At 48.0% G+C, this 19,537-nt stretch carries 18 protein-coding genes and 1 pseudogene; 9 read left to right on the top strand and 10 right to left on the bottom strand.

All coding sequences use genetic code 11. The features are described from left to right. Nucleotides 1-75 precede the first annotated feature (75 nt). The 4 genes and pseudogenes from IPL71_RS19385 to IPL71_RS19370 form a co-directional block, all read right to left on the bottom strand. On the bottom strand, nt 76-492 hold the full coding sequence (locus IPL71_RS19385; RefSeq protein ID WP_345324489.1) for a protease inhibitor I42 family protein: 417 nt from the start codon (nt 490-492) through the stop codon (nt 76-78). Nucleotides 493-618: 126 nt separating this feature from the next. After that, nucleotides 619-1,167, bottom strand: coding sequence for a zinc ribbon domain-containing protein (locus IPL71_RS19380; protein WP_345324487.1), 549 nt, complete (start codon nt 1,165-1,167; stop codon nt 619-621). A 69-nt stretch (nt 1,168-1,236) separates the two neighbouring features. Next, a pseudogene (ettA, locus tag IPL71_RS19375) lies at nt 1,237-2,909 on the bottom strand (energy-dependent translational throttle protein EttA). A gap of 749 nt (nt 2,910-3,658) precedes the next feature. Further along, on the bottom strand, nt 3,659-3,820 hold the full coding sequence (locus IPL71_RS19370) for a hypothetical protein (RefSeq protein ID WP_345324485.1): 162 nt from the start codon (nt 3,818-3,820) through the stop codon (nt 3,659-3,661). Between the two features lie 230 nt (nt 3,821-4,050). Here IPL71_RS19370 and IPL71_RS19365 point away from each other — a divergent pair, with 230 nt between their 5' ends. Beyond that, nucleotides 4,051-4,275: an AbrB/MazE/SpoVT family DNA-binding domain-containing protein gene (locus tag IPL71_RS19365; RefSeq protein ID WP_345324483.1), complete on the top strand. Its 225-nt coding sequence runs from the start codon at nt 4,051-4,053 to the stop codon at nt 4,273-4,275. A gap of 255 nt (nt 4,276-4,530) precedes the next feature. Here IPL71_RS19365 and IPL71_RS19360 read toward each other — a convergent pair whose 3' ends face one another. Together IPL71_RS19360 and IPL71_RS19355 are read right to left on the bottom strand one after the other, a co-directional pair. Further along, nucleotides 4,531-5,373, bottom strand: coding sequence for a DNA/RNA helicase domain-containing protein (locus IPL71_RS19360; protein ID WP_514130819.1), 843 nt, complete (start codon nt 5,371-5,373; stop codon nt 4,531-4,533). A 110-nt stretch (nt 5,374-5,483) separates the two neighbouring features. Further along, nucleotides 5,484-6,377 carry a DNA/RNA helicase domain-containing protein gene (locus tag IPL71_RS19355; RefSeq protein WP_345324481.1) on the bottom strand — a complete coding sequence of 298 codons (894 nt, stop codon included), beginning with the start codon at nt 6,375-6,377 and terminating at the stop codon, nt 5,484-5,486. Between the two features lie 366 nt (nt 6,378-6,743). Here IPL71_RS19355 and IPL71_RS19350 point away from each other — a divergent pair, with 366 nt between their 5' ends. Further along, complete coding sequence (locus tag IPL71_RS19350) at nt 6,744-7,340, top strand: type IV toxin-antitoxin system AbiEi family antitoxin domain-containing protein (protein WP_345324479.1); 597 nt, start codon at nt 6,744-6,746, stop codon at nt 7,338-7,340. 1,306 nt (nt 7,341-8,646) lie between these two features. Here the strand turns inward: IPL71_RS19350 and IPL71_RS19345 are convergent. Continuing rightward, the gene (locus tag IPL71_RS19345; protein WP_345324477.1) at nt 8,647-9,456 is read right to left on the bottom strand and encodes a toll/interleukin-1 receptor domain-containing protein; all 810 of its coding nucleotides are present in this window, start codon (nt 9,454-9,456) and stop codon (nt 8,647-8,649) included. 329 nt (nt 9,457-9,785) lie between these two features. Further along, a complete protein-coding gene (locus tag IPL71_RS19340; protein WP_345324475.1) occupies nt 9,786-10,208 on the bottom strand; it encodes a DUF3592 domain-containing protein in 423 nt (140 codons plus the stop codon). Nucleotides 10,209-10,509: 301 nt separating this feature from the next. Here IPL71_RS19340 and IPL71_RS19335 point away from each other — a divergent pair, with 301 nt between their 5' ends. Then, a complete protein-coding gene (locus IPL71_RS19335; protein WP_345324473.1) occupies nt 10,510-11,217 on the top strand; it encodes an SH3 domain-containing protein in 708 nt (235 codons plus the stop codon). A 93-nt stretch (nt 11,218-11,310) separates the two neighbouring features. Here IPL71_RS19335 and IPL71_RS19330 read toward each other — a convergent pair whose 3' ends face one another. Further along, nucleotides 11,311-11,991 (bottom strand): DUF4230 domain-containing protein, encoded by a 681-nt coding sequence (locus IPL71_RS19330; RefSeq protein WP_345324471.1) that lies wholly within the window; start codon nt 11,989-11,991, stop codon nt 11,311-11,313. Between the two features lie 48 nt (nt 11,992-12,039). On the opposite strand from IPL71_RS19330, the gene IPL71_RS19325 reads away from it, so the two are divergent. The 5 genes from IPL71_RS19325 to IPL71_RS19305 all read left to right on the top strand — a co-directional run bounded on the left by IPL71_RS19325 (nt 12,040) and on the right by IPL71_RS19305 (nt 16,047). Further along, on the top strand, nt 12,040-12,726 hold the full coding sequence (locus IPL71_RS19325) for a phosphate/phosphite/phosphonate ABC transporter substrate-binding protein (protein WP_345324469.1): 687 nt from the start codon (nt 12,040-12,042) through the stop codon (nt 12,724-12,726). Next, nucleotides 12,620-13,051, top strand: coding sequence for a PhnD/SsuA/transferrin family substrate-binding protein (locus IPL71_RS19320; RefSeq protein ID WP_345324468.1), 432 nt, complete (start codon nt 12,620-12,622; stop codon nt 13,049-13,051). Before IPL71_RS19325 ends, IPL71_RS19320 begins: the two co-directional genes overlap by 107 nt. 41 nt (nt 13,052-13,092) lie before the next feature. Then, nucleotides 13,093-13,740, top strand: coding sequence for a SanA/YdcF family protein (locus IPL71_RS19315; protein WP_345324466.1), 648 nt, complete (start codon nt 13,093-13,095; stop codon nt 13,738-13,740). Between the two features lie 87 nt (nt 13,741-13,827). Then, nucleotides 13,828-14,397, top strand: coding sequence for an HD domain-containing protein (locus IPL71_RS19310; protein ID WP_345324464.1), 570 nt, complete (start codon nt 13,828-13,830; stop codon nt 14,395-14,397). Between the two features lie 51 nt (nt 14,398-14,448). Then, nucleotides 14,449-16,047, top strand: a complete 1,599-nt coding sequence (locus IPL71_RS19305) for a toll/interleukin-1 receptor domain-containing protein (RefSeq protein WP_345324462.1) — start codon at nt 14,449-14,451, stop codon at nt 16,045-16,047. Nucleotides 16,048-16,262: 215 nt separating this feature from the next. Here IPL71_RS19305 and gyrA read toward each other — a convergent pair whose 3' ends face one another. Beyond that, nucleotides 16,263-18,866, bottom strand: coding sequence for a DNA gyrase subunit A (gene gyrA / locus IPL71_RS19300; protein WP_345324460.1), 2,604 nt, complete (start codon nt 18,864-18,866; stop codon nt 16,263-16,265). 234 nt (nt 18,867-19,100) lie between these two features. Here gyrA and IPL71_RS19295 point away from each other — a divergent pair, with 234 nt between their 5' ends. Then, nucleotides 19,101-19,532 (top strand): hypothetical protein, encoded by a 432-nt coding sequence (locus tag IPL71_RS19295; RefSeq protein WP_345324458.1) that lies wholly within the window; start codon nt 19,101-19,103, stop codon nt 19,530-19,532. Nucleotides 19,533-19,537 lie beyond the last annotated feature (5 nt).

The following is a 19,537-nucleotide window of genomic DNA, read 5'->3' as shown; positions in this document are numbered from 1 at the left end:
CTCCTTTCTTCAAAGACAAACTGCACGAGGTATTTGTTCCGCTGCTTTATAGGATATTGGTACTGTGTTTACGTTTTACTTTACCTGCACTGTAAATGTCAGAGTCTGTTCCGGGGTGTCTGTATTGGCCGGCGGAAAATAGCCGATGGTAAAGACCGCTTCTCCCGTCCCAACTGCCTGAAACAGGAATATATCCATCCCGCCGCCGCCCACGATTCCTTCGGGACTTGTACTTTGATATAACGTACCGGTGGTGACAAAGACCTTCGGGTCCCAATCATTCATCACCTGCCAATGATAGCCAGTAGACGGGTTGGATGGAACCGCGATATAAAATTCGCTGCCGTTTGAGATTTCAAGCGGAACAGCCGGGTCGGTTAGGGTATATTGATTGGCGGGCGGTGAAACAATCGGCGTGGAAGCCTGTCCTGTACAGGCGCTGACCAAAAGCAAAATAGAGGGAAGTATGGAATTAAGCAATATTTTTTTCATGTTTAAGTTATCTCCAGATATGAAACGTTTGAAAACGGGGAAAGTTCCCCACAAGAAAAAAGAGCAGGGGGCAGCCCTGCTCTTACAATCGTATATTTTCTGGTAAAGCAATACAAGCTGTCGAGATCAGATTCTGAATTCCAGGGTTTTTGCAGGTGTGCCCGCTGAAAATTGCAGGTATTCGATGATGCTGGATGGAGGCAGAACAAATGCAAGCCAGCCTCTTAATCGCATACCGGGGTTGAGCGTGCGATGCATCCCCAGATATATCTTTTCTTTTTTATACAAGTGCGGATGTGAGAAATCCTTGACGGCTTCATAGGTGTAGCCTGTTTTGTCAAAGACGATCCATTGGTCGTGACGGTATTTCAAAGGGTCGGGGGTTTGGTTCTCGTATTCAACCTCAATAAAAAGCACAGAGTCTTTCTCCGCTTTTTCCACTGAAAATTTATGCAGGAAAACATCATACGCCGCGACTTTGATCCACTGTTGCGGCTTGTTGGCGTAGGTGACCGTTGGGGAAAGCTGCTCGCGTTCAGTTTCGTTCATCTGCCCGATCTTTTGGTCGAGCAGGTATTTATTTCCGCAATGTTTGCAGAGAATGTTTCGGCTTTCGCCGTCTGCTTGCAGGCTGGCGCCGCAGGTGGGGCATTGGAGGTTGAACAGGTTTGGCATGGAAATAATTCCGTTTAGAAAAATACGATTATAAAAAGGGCGGGACGCTTCGCAGCCCCGCCCAATATCTTATCTCTTCAACTGACGATATTTCACCCGATGCGGCTGCAGGTCTTTCCCGAACTTTTCGATCATCATCGCTTCGTAATCGGACCAGTTGCCGACGTACATTTTGGCAACCGAATCGCCTTCGAAGGCGATGATGTGGGTGCAGATTCTATCGAGGAACCAGCGGTCATGGCTGACGACGACGGCCACGCCTGCGTATTCTTCGATCGATTCTTCCAATGCGCGCAGTGTGTTCACATCCAGATCATTGGTTGGTTCATCGAGCAGTAAGACATTCGCGCCTTCGGTAAGGTCTTTGCGAGATGCACGCGGTTGCGTTCACCACCGGAGAGCACGCCGACTTTCTTCTGTTGATCTGCGCCTGCGAAGTTGAACGAGGAACAGTATCCACGGGCGTTGACTTTGCGTTTGCCGAGTTCGAGAAAGTCCGCGCCGCCTGAGATCTCTTCGTAGACAGTTTTCTCAGGGTCGAGGGTGCGGGTTTGATCGGCGTATGCCAGTTTGACAGTTTCACCGATTTTGATCGTGCCGCTATCCGGTTTTTCCTTGCCCGTGATCATGCGCAGCAACGTGGTTTTACCCGCGCCGTTCGGACCAATGATCCCGACGATACTGCCGGGAAGAATGGAGGCAGAAAACCCGTCGAGGATGAGGCGGTCGTCATATGATTTGCTGACGTTCTCAAATTCAAAGACAACGCCACCGAGGCGCGGACCGGGCGGGATGTAAATCTCCAGATCTTCGCGGCGCTTTTCGGCTTCCTGTCCGAGCAGTTGTTCGTAGGAAGTAACGCGCGCCTTGCCTTTCGATTGACGCGCCTTGGGCGACATGCGAATCCATTCGAGTTCGCGCATGAGAGTCTTCTGGCGCTGACTTTCGGCCTTCTCTTCCTGCGCGAGTCTGTTTTCTTTTTGTTCGAGCCACGAAGAATAATTGCCCTTCCACGGAATTCCATAGCCGCGATCGAGTTCGAGGATCCAGCCGGCTACGTTATCGAGGAAGTAACGGTCATGCGTGACTGCGATGACGGTGCCTTTGTATTCGCGCAGATGATGTTCGAGCCACGCCACAGATTCGGCGTCGAGGTGATTGGTGGGTTCGTCGAGCAGGAGAATGTCTGGTTCGCTGAGCAGTAAGCGGGTCAGCGCGACGCGGCGTTTTTCTCCACCGGAAAGAATCTTGATCGGCGCATCCGAGGGCGGACAGCGCAAAGCATCCATTGCCACTTCGAGATGCGAATCAAGATTCCAGGCGTCGTGCTTGTCGAGCTGTTCCTGCAATTTGGATTGCTCGGTGACCAGCGCGTCGAAATCTGCATCGGGTTCGGCGAATTTGGCGTTGACTTCATCGAAGCGCGCGAGCATTTCGACGATGGGAGCCACCGCTTCTTTCACAACCTCGATCACTGTTTTTGTTTCATCGAGTTTTGGTTCCTGTTCGAGAAACCCGACCGAGTAGCCTTTCGCCGCGGAAATTTCGCCGATGTAGTCATGGTCGATGCCGGCCATAATGCGCAGCAGCGTGGATTTGCCCGCGCCGTTCAGACCGAGCACGCCGATCTTGGCGCCGTAATAAAAGCCGAGCGAAATATCGCGCAGGATCATTTTGTTGCTGGATGGGATGAGACGTCCCACTTTGCTCATGGAGTAAATTACAAGAGATTCGTTTGCCATAGTATTTTCCAGTTGGTGAGTGTTATTTGATAATTGGTGAATAGTCGGGGCGTATTGTATCAGATGGGATGAAGAATGATGAATGCAGAATGAGGAATGATGAATTTTTTTCATCAGATGTGGATGGGATTCCTCGCTTCATTCTTAACTGTGAGTTGATCTCTTTTCCAGCGGACATGATCTCACGCTGACGGCCCGCACGGGGATGAATCCCCGTGCTACTGCTACCAAGCCCGCTCAAAGCGGACTAATCGGCGCAGCCGATTTTGTAATAGTAGCCCGATGATTTATCATCGGGCGGGGAATGTCATAAATAAGTTTGGCTGATCTCAAAACCAATTTCAGGTGTGATTTGCAAAGCCCGTGCTGGAAGATAATTTTCCCGCAAGATCTCTTTTCCAGCGGACATGATCGCACGCTGACGGCCCGCACGGGGATTAATCCCCGCGCTACTGCTACCAAGTCCGCTCAAAGCGGACTAATCGGCGCAGCCGATTTTGTAATAGTAGCCCGATGATTTATCGTCGGGCGGGGAATATCATAAATAAGTTTGGCTGATCTCAAAACCAATTTCGGGTGTGATTTGCAAACTCCGTGCTGGGAGTTGATTTCTCCGCAAGAGATGATCTCTTTTCCAGCGGACATGTCCCACGCTGTTGGCCCGCACGGAGGTGAATCCCCGCGCTACTGATACCAAGTCCGCCCAAAGCGGACTAATCGGCGCAGCCGATTTTGTAACGCGGGGAATGTCATAAATAAGTTTGGCTGATCTCGAAACCAATTTCAGGTGTGATTTGCAAAGCCCGTGCTGTGAGTTGACTTTCCCCACAAGTGACGATCTCTTTTCCAGCGGACATGATCGCACGCTGACGGCCCGCACGGGGATGAAATCCCCGTGCTACTGCTACCAAGCCCGCCCAAAGTGGACTAATCGGTGCAGCCGTGCGACCTCATAGTGTGTAGACTTATCGTCTGCAACAGATTAATCTTTGGGGATGGATACGCTAAAAAGCTGGAACGCGAATTTGCGAATGTACGAATTTTACGAATTCTTATGGTTTTATTCGCGCTATTCGCTAATTCGTGTCATTCGCGTTAAAATGGTTAATCGATTTGTTCTAGATTTATGAAAGGAGCCGTGATGGGATCTGTTATCAATTCAAAAGGGCGGAGCGTCATTCCGCCGGAAATTCGGAAGCAGTTGGGAATTAAAGATGGAACCCGCCTTCAAGTTGATATGAATGCTGCAACAAGGCAGATTATCATCACGCCGATCACCCGCGAGTATATCCACAGTTTGCGCGGAAAATATAAAGGCATGGGTTTGATGAAAGCCTTGATGACTGAAAAGACTGGTGGAAAATAAGGACTCTGAGAAAAAATCTCGGTGTCCTTGTTTTTGTGATCTCTTTTCCAGTGGACATGATCGCACGCTGTTGGCCCGCACGGGGATAATTTACAAAGTCCGCTCAAAGCGGGCAATGCAATGGATAAGTTTAGATGATCTCGAAACCAATTTCTGCTAGATATTCAAAAATCGGATCGTAAAAATTGCTATTTCTGGTGTGATCTTCTTTGTCACCAGGTGGGATAACAATCACCATCCCTTGCCGTGCTCGTGTTAAAAGAACGCGGTAAGCATTTTTAGGTAAGTTTGTCTTTCAGGCTTTCTGATTCGATTCCATTTGTTGCCTACAAAAGAGAAATGATCCCAGCCAGTTGGTGCATAACGAAAATCAGCGTCCCATGTAACACATGCCCAGTCTAGTTCAAGACCCTGTACTTGAAATTCCGTAACAACATCTTCAAGATAAAAAGAAGATCTTACATCGTCTTTCCCATCAAGAAACCAATGTATTGGGTCAACGGGTGATTTCACATCTATTGCGTGCGGTTTGAGTCTTTCCGCTTGTGAAGAGACAACAATCCCATATCTTTCTGTGCCACGGGCTTGAGTCTTTAGCCATTGTTTTGCTTTTGTTAGGTCGCGAGTTATCACAATGGGGTATTTGTCTTGGATTTCCCTTAAAGTCTTTCGGGCTTCTTCAGGTTGTAAATCTAAAATTTGTTTAATTAATAGAGAAACATGCTCTGCGCGAAAAGAACGCATAGAAACAGAGAGATGGAATTCTTCTTTGTAAGTAACGTTTTTATGTGCCTTGATTTTATCTAAAACCTTCTCCGTTCCATATTCACTATCTGTAAGGCGGGGAGAAATATAAATATGCCAATCACTGAAAGAACGCTCAAGTGATTCGATCCATTCGCTGATGCCCGCTTCTCCGGTGTTAATCTCTTGCCCACCGCCAACAAGACAAACGACAACTGCCCAATCGGGGTGACGGTTGAGGCAGGAAATTAAAAACTCAGGCTCGGAAATTTGAAAATTAGCTTGGCCACGTTTGCGTTGCATAAAGTTAGCTGTTTGTTGTAAATCCCAAGCACGTTGTGCTTCATCGAACAATGCAACATGTTCAATTGGCGGTTTTTTAAGTCAATCAAACCTTCATCTCGAAAGTTGTGGACGTTTTGAATAAACATCTTGACTTCGCTCATGGCCTCCCCTTTTTTACTTTATTTCCACGTTCTTTTCGCGACTAACTTTGTCACGTGCTGAGCTTCTCGCAAAATGGAAACAAGTGGTCCATTGCCAGATAGAAAAACGCTATAAAGGTCATTATCTTTGTCGATGTGCTTAGTGGCAACGTTCAGACCAACCAAAGTCTTGCCTGCACCAGGTACACCTGTTACAAAACAAATAGATTTGACAGAGTTTTTCTTAGAAAACTTAATAATTTCAGAAACCGCATCAGACGTTTGACTGAGGTTTATTGCACTAGCATCACTTCGAGAAATTTCATCTACAGAGTGCCCACTATATAAAGCCATTGCGGCTTCAATGATGCTGGGCGTAGGTTGATAGCGCCCAGTTTCCCATTTTGTGGGGTTGATTTCGTTTCCATCTGAAAACTTTAATACATCAATAATTACTTGGGACAATAGTTCCCCATTGCATTTAATAGGGATAAGCAGTTTGTCATTATGTAAAGTTGTAGCAACGATTGCTGCACTAGCCTTTGCGTTCGTAGCAATCAAAACTGGTGAAATATAAGAGTCGTGGCTTGTCTCGTGAAAATTCTTTAAGTCGAGAGCGTAATCCCAAACTTGATCAATCGCATAAGAGGGGAATTCTTTTTCTCCTACCTTAAATTCAAGAACGAAGACAACTGAGCCAATGACAAGAACAACATCAATTCTTTTCCCCATTCTAGGAATTGAATACTCAAAATAAATAGAACCTTTATAGCCTTGCAAAACATTTTTCAGAATACGGATTTCTTCTAGCCATGCATCTCTTTGAGTTTGTTCCAGCGCAAAATCATTGCCTTGCGCAAGCTTGCCAAGGATTTCATCATTGTTTCTTTTGAGAAAATCGGAAATTGTATCTGAATAATATTCTCGTCTCATTGTCCCTCTGTTTGTGAGGATTTTGCTAATAATAATTCATAGCATACAGTGAAACTATGAGATAAGCAAGCCCAATTTATTTCTGGCATGGATGCCCATTGCCCAAACACTCGAATCTTCCAAAAAACAACGCTGAATTCTGGAAAACAACGCTGAATTCTGGGCGAAGAAATTACAGGGGAATAAAGACAGGGATAAATTTGTAAATCGCGAACTGAAAAAAGCAGGGTGGAGAGTAGTCCGCGTGTGGGAACACGAGTTGAAAGTCCCAGCGAAAGCGGCGGCGAAAGTAAACAAGGTAAAAAGAAAATCAATGTAGTTTTGTTGAAAATACATTGATTTTCTTGTATAATAGCTTTGATGAATATGAAATACGCTTCTTCCAAAAAAATATTTGAGAAACATAACGGCTTGCTGCGCGCCTCCGAAGCGATACGGCTTGGCGTTCCTGAGCATATTGTCTATGAAATGGTTCAGAGCGGCGACCTGGTCAGAGAGGCGCGCGGCATCTATCGTCTGGCTGATCGTGAAATGTTGGGAAACTCTGATCTGGTTCAGGTTAGCTTGCTTGTGCCCAAGGGAGTCCTATGCCTGATCTCCGCGCTATATTTTTATGAGCTCACAACTCAAATCCCGCATAGCGTGTATGTCGCATTGCCTCAAAACGCAGGCAGACCACGCATGGCCTATCCGCCCCTTGAAGTATTTTGGGTGACGACTTCCCTGCATTCTGTAGGTGTGGACGAGTATGTATTGGATGGCGTGAAAGTAAAAATCTATAGCCGCGAAAAAACGATCACGGATTGTTTCAAGTTCAGAAAAAGGATCGGGGAGGAAATCGCACTGGAAGCCTTGAAGGATTACGTCAACCAGCCAAAACAGGATGTACATAAACTTCTGGAGTACGCAAAGATCAATCGCGTTGAAAAGCTGATAACCCCTTATTTGAAGAGTCTGCTATGAAACCCCAAATTGAAAACACTTCGGCGTCCATTCAGGCAAGGTTGAAGAATAAGGCAGGTGAGGGAACGCGATGGAAAAGGTGGTCGCACAATGGTGGTTGGCGAAACGCGAGTTGAATGTCCGCCAGATTCGATTTCTAACGGAGAAGTTCAAAGTTTCAAGCGCGGTGTTTTTGTAAAAGAAGTCCGCTGTTGTTTGTGGTGGTGATGGGTGAATCCTATGACGGCGATTATCCGTCACGTGACGTATATTTTCCGTCATTGTATGAGTTTATCGAAAAAGATTTTGCACGAGGTCTATTATTAAATTGAAAGAGCCAGTGCGCCAACACTGGCTCTTTCAATTTGCTAGGAGGAGGAGGAGAAGAAGAAACGTCTTACGAGGTTAACTTTATCACCTCTCTCCCCAAACATGCTCAACGCTCCCCCTACGTCATATCCACGCTTGCACCACGTTATTTATGAGTATTTCTTAACCTTTTGCCTTCGCAGGGAACCAGCGTCGGATATCTCCAAAGCGAAAGAGCGCGAACAGGTTTACAAAGAAAAGGCCGACTCCATAAAATATAAAGGGCACGCCTGCAAAAACAGCTTTTGACACAATGCCGTTGCTTTGAAATAAATCGTCCATAAGAGCCACTTGATAGGTCTGCCAGCCAAATAGCAGAAACAAAATGCCTTGAGCCATGAGAAAGGCCGGTATGGATGCAAGCCAGCCTTGCCGCCCGATGAGCGCTTTGACCATAAAATAGATCAGAACGCCAGCCAGTGCCATGCATAACGCCTGCTGAAAAATAATACCGGCAATGGAAACCATATTCTGTCCGAGAATATCCATCAGGTTGCTGCCTAACAATTCGATGGGATAGGTTGCAAGAGATCCAAAGCCCATGATGATGATAATGAGCAAAAAATTTATCATGGTGGTAATGATGCCCGGCGTAATGACCTGCGCTCCGTTCGCGGGGCGCACGCCCAATGCTGCCAGCATATTCTCAGGCTGGGGCAATAACTGCGCGAGGGCATCGAGATTGCGAATGCCCTTGCGAAAATCGATCCATTGCACATGCGAAAGTTTTTCCGAAGGCTGCGCGGTCTGAATCAAAACGGGATAAACTGCCTGTTGTTCAGGATCAGCTTCCGTGTCTGTTTTGAAGCGGGAAATCAGCACAAAGACCGCCTGTGCGGATTTAATATCCGCTGCGGGGCTGTGCCGATACTTGGTCAGCCCCTTTGAAATATCCGCCGCTGACAATTTATCCTGTGGGGCGTGATCGATAAAAAACTTGATCGGTGAAGGGTTGGGGTTATTTGGAGAATATCGATTGGCAAATTTTGGCATGTTGGCTTCGGGCTTGCCCCAGCGCTGCATGGCCTGTGAATGTAAGATTAAGATCAGCGCGATGACAACCGCAGGAATGATGAATACCTGCGCCCCCCAAAAAAATGACCAGACTATATTCATGGTATCGACATTTAAAATCAGAAAACTCCATGATCAACGCCCCGCTGAGCAGAAGGCCAACGGGCAGCATCCACAGGGCGGTTTGAACCTGCGCAAAATTGTAGCTGCGCTTAAAGACACGCCATGCAAGCGGGATAAGAATGACAGGCAGCAGAATCGTCCAAATCGCAAACAGGGAATAGAAACCAACGACACAACTTAACATGGCCGTCAGCCAGACAATGAAGGGGGCTTTGAATCCGCTTTCTGGAACAGGATGCGCTTCTTGAATCGGTGAGTTTAACTGCCCGATGAGTTCTTTGATGCCTGCTTCATAGCTGCCGCGAAAATCCACCCATTCATAGTTTTTTAATTCAGGCGGTAATTTTAACGCTTCAAAGATGACGAGGATGATGCGTTTGTTTTTATCGTTCAGCACATGCCGCCATTCCAACTCTACGAATTGGGATGCGATGGAGTCTTGAGAGACAACCAGTAAAACAACTTCTGCTTCCCTTAAGCCTTTATCAATTTGTCCGGCCCAGGGTGTGCCTGGGATCAAACGCCGATAATCGAGCCAGACATTAAAACCTGCTTTTTCGAGTCTGTGGGTCAGGTCATCTACAAATCCTACTTCTCGCCGTGAATAACTCATAAAGATATTAGGTGCCATAATAAAATTCTCCTTTGGCAAAGGCGGATTAATTTTCGCAATTATAAAGTCAGTAGTCATAATTCTGGAGACCTTGCTGCTGGCTTTTAAACAACATGACATGAATAATGGTTAAACAGAGTTTTTTTAATTTTTCCCTCTTCCCTTAATTAAAAGATCGACCCCTGTCCAGCGGCGAGGCAAAAACAGGGGTCTGACTTAAGCGGCCGGCAAAGACCGGGTAAGCTGCATTCATTCTGTCTTACTTTCAAGGATTATTGAGCCCGGTATAAAAAAGAGCAGACCGAAGTCTGCTCAAATTTTCATACCAATAAAAATTACCGATAAATCTACAGTACCGTGATCTGTGTCGGATCAGCAGGATTGTATTTGATCTTGATCTTGTCACCGGCGCGCGGCACGGCAATTCGTGAAACCATGGTTTGTCCGGATGTATCAAATTGTGTACCGACCGAAGTGGTCACCTTCAACTGCATCATCACAACGGGATTATTGTTGATCGTAGCGCCGGTATCCTGCACGCCTATCACTTCGGCATCGGCTGCAATGCCATTTTGCGCAACCCATTGAGCCTGTTGCGTGCCATCCATTGCTGCCTGCCCCAGGGTCAACGCGTTGTTCATTTTGTCTACGAAATCCTGGCCCATAAAGCCTTTGGTCAACGCACCCATCAAACCTTTGTTCAAAGCGTTATCTGCTTTTTCCAAAGCTTTCTTTGGATCATCGTCCTGCTTTTTACCAAAATTAAACATTAAGTTTTTTCTCCTGTTTATTTATATTAGACAATATGGCTGCCTTCGGAAAGTTTTTTAATTACTGATAAAGTCTATTGAGTTGATAATACATCACATGCATCGATTACCGTATGACCAAAGGTACTAAAACACTTACCCCACGGAAGTCCTGTTACAGCCTTCCTGACCAAAAGTACTAATCCCGGCTTTTTTCAAAATCTTCACTCCGATTCCTGTTTTTCGGGGTTATCATGATATAGCAAGTGAGTAAAAAATATAACCGGGTTTGTGTTGCCCGGTATTTCCAAAGGAGGAAATCATGAAACACCACGTCCTGCTTACAGGACTTCTCTCTATTTTGTTGGCAGCCTGCAATCTGACAGCTCCAAAACCGACCGCCACGCCTTTCCCCCCACCCACAGTTACATCGAGTCCTGTTTTTACGCCTACGACCATCCCCACGCCTACGCTGGCGAATGTGACCCTGACCATTAAAGACACCCTGGTCAACTGCCGCTTTGGTCCCGGGGTTGGGTATGCACTGATCAATGAGATCAGACAGGGCGTCTCTGCGCGTGTGATCGGCAGAGATGAATTATCAGCCTGGTGGTACATTCGCGACCCGGGCAATCCAAACGGCACGTGCTGGGTCTCTGCCGGCGTAACCGAAACACAAGGGGCGGTGGATCAACTCCCGGTTGTGAATGCTCCGATTCCCGAGGTGACCGATGTCCGCTTGCGTGTGGAGCCGACCCGCATCGTCGTCAACTGTTCACAATTTCCGCAGACAGTTTTCTTTGAAGCCGAAGTCACTGTCAACGGGCCGACATACATGACCTGGCGCTGGGAGGCCAGCACGGGCGTCTCATCTACTGAAGGGCTGCTTGTCTTTGAAGAGGCAGGAAAAAAAGTTCTTAATGATTATTATCAAATTGCCGCCCCGAATGAATATTGGATCCAGCTTCACATTCTCACTCCAACTGAATCGATCACACAGGTGGCCTTCCCTGTCAGTTGCACACCCTGATCTGCCCGCCTGCGAATGATTTGCGCAAACCAGATCGGCGTAAAAAATACGCGGACTGATTTTTCAGTCCGCGTGTTTTTATATCAGAAAATTCTAATGTTCGAAGATCACCGATTTATATCCAAGCGCGGTAAAGAATTTAAGCAGATACGCCTCCGCGTTGGTTTGTCCGTGCGTTAGAATACCATCTTCCAGCGCAGCCTTGCGGATCTCATCTTCCGCAGCCTGCCGCGCCAGCGTTTCAAGATCCTGATTGGCCTTGGTCAGCAAACCGGTATCGCGTTCATAGACATAGGATTTGTCATTATCAAGCGTGGCAATGAAGATCTCAGTTGGGGGCAGTTTTACAAACAACACGCCGTTATCCAAACGCATATCGGTGGGTTGTAACTTCTCCATGTCGATACCAGCGATCACGATTCCGTGCGCCACAAATAAAAGTTTATCGCCCAGCAAAAAACCAAATGTGCCCTGTCCCACTTCGGCAGTGATCACTTTTTCAATGCTGTATTGAATGGTCTCAAGGCGGGCAATTGCACGGATCTCATTGATATAAGTCACCGGGTCAGGTATGATGGTCGGCGTGGGATTCATCATCTGCGCCACCTGCGTCTGCAGTGCCTGATTGGCCTCATTCACCTGCTGAAACGGAGCCGTTGCCGCATCTGCCGCTGCCGCGGCGCTCTCGCGCACGGTCTGTACGATAAAATATACACCGGCGGCCAGCACTGCCAAAATAATGATCGACATGATTGTACTAAAAGCGTTTTTCATAAAACTCCTTTCTAAACTTTCCCTATTATAGCGTATACAATATTGCAAATGAAAAAAATATTACTTACACTCTCCCTCGCAATTCTTGGATGTACATTTCCTGCTCAATTGATTCAAGGCACGCCCACAGCCGCTCTGCCTCCCACACAGCTGCCGACCCCCACACAAACGCCTCATCCTACGGCCGAGCCTGGTACTGAACAAAATCCATTGATCCTCGCTTTGGGTGTTTCCCCGCGCCCCAGCGATGAGATGATCACCGCCGGAGATTTGATCGCCGCGTTTATCGAATCACGCACAGGCTATCGAATTGTGACGGTTGCGCCCGCGTCAGAGACTGCTCTGGTTGAAGCGCTGAACAGGGGCAACGCGCATATCGCTTCCCTTTCACCGTTTGCGTATCTGCTGGCGCGTGAGAATCGTTCGGTCACTGCGGTGATGGCAAGTGTACGTGAGGGACAGGCTTTTTACGGCGCGCAATTCATTGCCAATCGTGAGAGCGGTCTTATTTCTTTTTATGATGCAGTGCGGAATGAGAACACCACCGCCCTGGCTGCGGAAGCCTTGAAACAACTTGAAAACAAAAAACCCTGCTGGAGCGATAACACGTCTCCTTCAGGGGTATGTTGTGCCGCTCGGATTGCTGAATCAGGCCCGGGCGCAGACCGGAAACGGGGCCTTCCTCGAAGGTCAACCGAATGTGGTGCGGGCCGTCTATGCGGCGGATATTTGTGACTTCGGTGCAACGTTCATTGATGCGCGTGAGTCACCCATCCTTGAAGCAGATTACGCCGATGTGATGGAGCGGGTGATCGTTCTCTGGCGCGTTCCAAAGATCATTCCCTATGAAAATATTTCTCTTTCAAATGTACTGCCGGTTGAAATGCGCCGCGTCATTCAGCGCGCATTCATTGATCTGATGCTGACGCCCGATGGGAAGGCTGCCATTCAAACTGTATATGGCATGGATACGCTGCAGATCGCCGAAGATGCGATGTATGATGACTTTGCCCTGTATGTAAGAGCCTCGGGCTTGAGTCTGTCTGATTTGATCAAGTAGGGTGCTCCGGCTGAATTGATATATGCTGTAAAATTATCTCCATGTTCAAGAAAATATTTAAATTCCTCTGGCGTTTCGCGCTGATTCTCAGTCTGCTGGTGTTGACGGGTTTACTGCTGCCCAAATTGATCGTTCTGCTTTATGCCATGCCCCGTACGTTTGCCGTGCTGGATGTCCCTGCGGAACGTGTGGCAATTGTTTTTGGCGCCGGCCTTTTGCGTGATGGTTCGGCGGGCCCTGTATTACGTGATCGTGTGGAAACCGCTGTGCAGCTCTATCAACAATCCAAAGTGGATAAATTGCTGATGAGCGGTGACAATCGTTTTGTCGAATACAACGAACCTGAAGCCATGCGTCAATACGCGCTTGATCTGGGCGTGCCCGATGAAGATATCGTTTTGGATTACGCCGGCCGCCGCACGTATGACACTTGTTATCGTGCAAAGCATATCTTTCAAGTAGACTCTGCAATTCTTGTGACTCAGGCCTTTCATTTACCGCGCGCTTTGTTTTTATGCAATTGGTTTGGCATCGAGTCTACGGGCGTGGAAGCGGATAATCATTATTTTTTGAAACGTTCGCGCATCTACTGGAACACGCGCGAATTGTTCGCCAACTTTCAGGCTGTGTGGGATGTGATGATCGCAAAGCCTCTGCCTGTGCTGGGCGAGCCGGAGCCGATTGAGTGAAGTGGGGCAGGTTGATTAGGTAAACAGGTAAATAAGTTGTGGCAGTGATCTTGTTGCTGTGTAAAATATATAAAATGGAGAAAACCAATGACCCGTGATGAAGCGTTGGATCTTGTGCGTGAGTTTGTAAAGAACGAAGGACTTGTCCGCCACATGTTGTCTGTGGAAGCTGCGATGCGTTTCTACGCCGAGAAATATGGCGAGGATGTGGAACAGTGGGGATTGATCGGGCTGCTGCACGATTTCGATTGGGAGATACATCCCACACTCGAAGAGCATCCACAGGCGGGTGCGCCGATCTTGCGCGAACGCGGCGTGAGCGAAGATATCATTCAGGATATTCTCAGTCATGCCGATCATCTGGAACTTCCACGTGATACGATCCGCAGAAAAGCCATCGCCGCCTGTGACGAAGTAACCGGATTAATTACAGCCGTCGCACTGGTACGTCCCTCACGCTCTTTATACGATCTTGAAGCGTCCTCGGTTAAAAAGAAATGGAAGGACAAAGCCTTCGCCGCCGGCACAGACCGCTCTGAAATGGAACATGCTGCGCAAGTTCTTGGCGTGGATATTTGGGAGCACGTGGGCAATGTCATCACGGCCATGCGCAAGATCGCGCCAGAGCTGGGACTGGTGGGGAATATTCAGCAATAATTCTCTGCTTATTATTAATAGTGCAAACTCTAATAAGACAGATTGCCTCACATGCCCAACTCTCTTTTTATTAGTTACTCGCGTCAGGAAGTGTCTTTTGTTGACATGCTTTTTAAAGCATTGGAAGGCAGCGGCTTTCAACCCTGGCTTGATTATCAAAGCCTGATTCCCGGCAGACCGTGGTTCGATCAAATTCTGGCGGGCATCGATGCGGCTGAGATCGTGCTGCTGGTGGTTTCGAGGTCGTCCATTGATTCGAAAAATGTTGAAGATGAATACCAGCGCGCGCTAGAACAGAAGAAGCGCATTTTGCTGTTGATCTTTGAAGCCGTGCCATTGCCGCCTGTGCTGCAATCCTGCGAGTGGATCGATTTTCGCGGCTCGTTCAATAAACAATATAAATTGCTGCTCGCGAAATTTGATAAAGCGAGTCCGCAGGTGATGCCGCCGCAAAAGGGATTTAAAACATCGTTCACCATCTGGCTGGCTTTCATCATCAGTCTGGTGACAGTTGTTGCTTCGATCTCCGGCTGGTGGACAATCTTCATTCCGATTCTGTTAATTCCGCTTCCGTTTCAGATCTTAAAACGTAACTTTCATTTTTACCGTGTGCGCTTTGCACTGCTGACCCTGCCTGTGGTTCTGGCGTTAAGCTGGGCATTTTTTCTGCCTTACGAATTCACAAATGTGCCTTTCACTTATTGTTGGATCGCCGGTTCATTTACTGCGCCCATCTTGCTCCTCCTGCTTGCATCCAAAAGGATGCGCGCCTGGGGAAAGCCAAGTGCATCGGCGCCTCAAACCGCCCAAAGATATATTCCGGACGACCAACTGCACAACGCAGTACCTTTTTATATTGAGCACGCGCCCGAAGATGAAAAATATGCGAATGCGATCATTAAGGGATTGACCAAATACGGCCATCCGCAGGTGACAGATGCGGCGCAGGCACAGATCAGTTTCGCGGTCATTTCCCGTTATAAAAACACAACTTCTGTTAATCCTGAAAAGCAGATCGTTTTCCCGATTCTTGTGCAGGATACTGTGATCAATGATGCCGCACTCCAGCGCGTTCAATGGATCGATTTTCGACGCGGATTAAAGAATCTAAAAAATCTCGCGCTCTTACTACCTGAACCTGCAAAACTGACGAAGGCGCTCGGAGTCATCCCGATCAGCGGACAGGTTTTATATCCGCGCATTATTCAAATGCTTGATTACTTTCTAACTCTGCTGGCTTTTTTCTCGGCCAGTATTTGGATTCCCTTGTGGTTTGAATTCAATCAGCAATTTCTGGCATACCAAAACCTGATTCCCTTTTTGATCGTCAATATCATTGTTTCCGTTTTGATCGTGCGCGCAGTCCTTTTATCAAGGCGTGCGCTGGTCAATAGGGAAGGGAAACTCGCCTCGCTGGGGAGATTGATCGTCTCCATTCTGTGGATCGGATTTCTGGGCATAATCCAAAGTTTCTACATTGCCAGTGTCCTCCTGATTTTGACCGATGCAATCGAGCCCGTACTCGAACGAGGCACAGCCATCACCTTCCTGCCGCTTAGCTTTGTAGTGGGTTTCGTGTTGATCGCTCTCTTCGGCCTGATGAACTGGGGCGATCTGACAAGATGGTTTCCGCAGAGACAGAGGAAATAAAATAAAAGTGGACAGCGGATTTTATATCCACTGTCCACTTGAGATATGAAACACAGAAATGTTTATAAAACCATCAGCAAGCTGATAGACTCCAAATGGGCTCCAAAATTGCGAACTGCTGAATATTAACTTCTCAATCAAATTTCAACAGAAACTTTTTCACCGTCAACAAAAAGCTCCAGAACCTTAATGATTCTGGAGTTTTAACTTAAATCCTACTTCTTCTTTTTCTTCGCTACACTCTTCTGTACAGGTTTCTTGACCGCAGCTTTCTTCGCGGGCTTGGCGGGTTTCTCTTTCTTCTTTCCACTTCCCTTCTTCGCGCTTTCGGCTTTCTTTTCCTTCTTCTCTTCCTTCACCACTTTAACAAATCTTTCCACGGTCCAGCCTACGATGATGGAAGTCACTGCTTCACCGGGTTTCACTTCCACAAGCATGTCACCTTTGGTGGCGGCACGTTTGCGGATCGTGGCGGCATCTAATCTGGCAGATTTGGGCGCGCCTTTGCTGGTATGGATGGTTGCGATGTGATTCGGCTTGCCCGAGGCAACACCCGCAATGGTGGTCTTCTTCGGCAATGACCAGACCGTCACGCCCTTACCATAGCGTCCCTGAGTTGGGAATTCCTTTTCGCTGACGCGTTTGGCTTTGCCATCAGATGCCATCAAGAGGATTTCACCTTCGGCGGGCAGAATTTCAGCGCCAACCAATTCGTCAGTATCATCGAGTTTGATGCCGTTCACACCGGCGGCGACAAGTCCCATGGGGCGCACGTCATCTTCCTTGAAGCGGATCGCCATACCTTGTGCTGTGACCAGCAGAACGTCTTTCTTCGCGCCATCGGTTAAACCAACCCAGCCGAGTCTGTCACCTTCGTTCACTCTGGCGAGGACAAACGTCTGCGCTGAGGGGCCGGGCATTTCTGTGATGAGACTCTTCTTCACCATGCCAAAACGTGAAACAGTGATGACACAAGTCTCGGGCGGGAATTCAGAACGTTTGGCGGGCATGGAGAAGACAGCCGCGAGTTTATCGTCCTGAGTTAAGGGCGATGCTTTGAAATATGGAATGCCATCGTGCAAATGTCCGTTTGCGCCGATCTCGGGCAGGGTGTGCAGTGCAATCGCGGCGGCTTTGCCGTTTTCAGCGGCCAGATAAAGTGTGTCGGTGGAAGATGCCCTCACTAAAAAGTGCGGCGCATCATTACCCGAAGGACGCGGCGCTTTATCGTCATGTGTGCGTGCCATGATGCCGTCTGCTGTGACGCCGATCCATACAGTTTGTTCGGTGATCAGGTCGGTGGCGGTCAGTGACTTCGAACCTTTTCCGCTCTTCTTCAAGTTTACAATTTGTGTACGGCGTCGGTCACCATAGGCGGCTTTTACGCGTAATAATTCATCTGATACTACTGCGCGCATCCGTTTTGCAGATTTTAGTAAATCTGTTAAATCTTTGATGATGGCGCTGATTTCCTTGTATTCAGTTTCGATCTTCTTGCGTTCGAGCGCGGCCAGACGGCGCAATTGCATGTCAAGGATCGCGTTGGTCTGCAACTCTGTCAGCTTGTAGCGCTTCATCAGTTTTTGCCGGGCAGTATCCACGTCAGGTGCGGAGCGGATGATCTGAATGATCTCATCCAAATTCTTGAGCGCAGTTAAATATCCTTCAAGAATATGTGCGCGGGCTTTGGCTTTATCCAGATCAAATTCGGCGCGGCGTTTGATGATCGTTAAACGATGTTCAACATAAACACGCAGCGCCTGTTTCAAAGTGAGTGTACGCGGCTCGCCATCCACCAATGCCAGCAGATTGATACCGAAAGTAGTTTGCATCGGCGTGCGTTTGTACAACTCACGCAGCACGGTTTCGGGCTCAACATTCTTCGTCATTTCGAGGACGATGCGCATTCCCTGTCTGTCAGATTCATCGCGCAGATCGGATAAGCCTTCGAGATGACCATCGCGTGCCAGTTCGGCAATGCGCTCGATCAAACTGGACTTGTTGACCTGGTACGGTAATTCTGTGACAATGATCCGGCTTTTGCCTCTTTCCATCTCTTCGATGTGCGCCTTGGCCTGCACGGTCACACGTCCGCGCCCTGAGCCATACGCAGACTCAATATCCTCTTCGCCTTTTTCCTGAATGATGATGCCGCCGGTGGGGAAATCGGGACCTTGCACGAATTCCATCAATTGTTCAACATCAATATCATCGAGTTTGTCCCACTTCTCGATCATGTATACAAGCGCATCAACAATTTCACCAAGATTGTGCGGCGGAATGGAGGTTGCCATACCGACGGCAATACCTGTTGCGCCATTCACCAAAAGATTGGGAATTGCCGCAGGCAGTACGCCCGGTTCTTCAAGCGTATCATCAAAGTTTGGGACGAAGTCAACAGTTTCTTTGTTAAGGTCGAAAAGAATATCAAGCGCCGCCGAGGTGAGACGCGCTTCTGTATAACGCATGGCTGCCGGCGGATCACCGTCCACAGAACCGAAGTTCCCCTGACCATCCACGAGTAATGTTCGCAGAGAGAAGTCCTGCGCCATACGCGCCATCGCTTCGTACACTGCCGAGTCACCATGCGGATGATATTTACCAAGCACTTCACCCACGATACGTGCAGACTTCTTGTACGCCGTATCCGCGCGGATGCCCATGTCGTACATCGCGTAGAGGATACGTCTCTGCACGGGTTTGAGTCCATCACGCGCATCGGGCAGGGCGCGCGCCACGATCACGCTCATCGCATAATCGAGATAAGACTGCTGCATTTCAGTATCAATATCTATTTTTCTAACAATACCAAGTTCCATAGCTGCTCCAAAAATCTTTTAACCACAAACGGCACCAAGGGACACAAAGGAAAAGATTTAAACCTTCGTGCTACTTCGTGCTTGTGGTAAATATATGAATGTATGTTCTATTGCGGGGCTTATCTTACGGGGAAAGATGGAAGGCGTCAAGTCATGCAGGGCGGTTTATCACTCTTTTAGGTGATTGTATCGGACTTTTGGATTCGATAAAATTTCACTCATATAGAGGTGACTATGAAACTTAATACTGCAAAGGAAGTCTGGATCGCGCGCATTATCGCCTGGGTTGTGATTGGTGCTGTTTCGTGCGGAATTATTTTTGTGACAACTTTCATGCTTGGGCCGACACTTTTTGTCATCCCAAACCTGAGTGATAAGATCGCCGTGGCAATTTACTGCCCCGGTGCGGAAAATTCTTCGACTCAGGATGGTGCGTCCATGCCAACCACCAGCGACCCAAACGGTACGTATGGGCACACTGTGGAGATCACCTGCACCTTTGCCGATGGAAGCACGCAGATCATCCGCAATGAGCAATTTGCGCTGGCATCCATTGGCGGCATGTTTGGTCTTGGCGGGTTATGCGGCGTCGGATTATCCATTCCACTTTTTCTCGCGCCCTTGTTTTTAATCCGCAAGAAGAAGGAAATTTCCCCGTCCACATAGTAAAT

Source organism: Candidatus Villigracilis proximus (assembly GCF_016717045.1).
GTDB classification, from domain to species: Bacteria; Chloroflexota; Anaerolineae; order Anaerolineales; family Villigracilaceae; genus Villigracilis; species Villigracilis proximus.
This window is presented reverse-complemented; position numbering and strand designations above follow the sequence as displayed.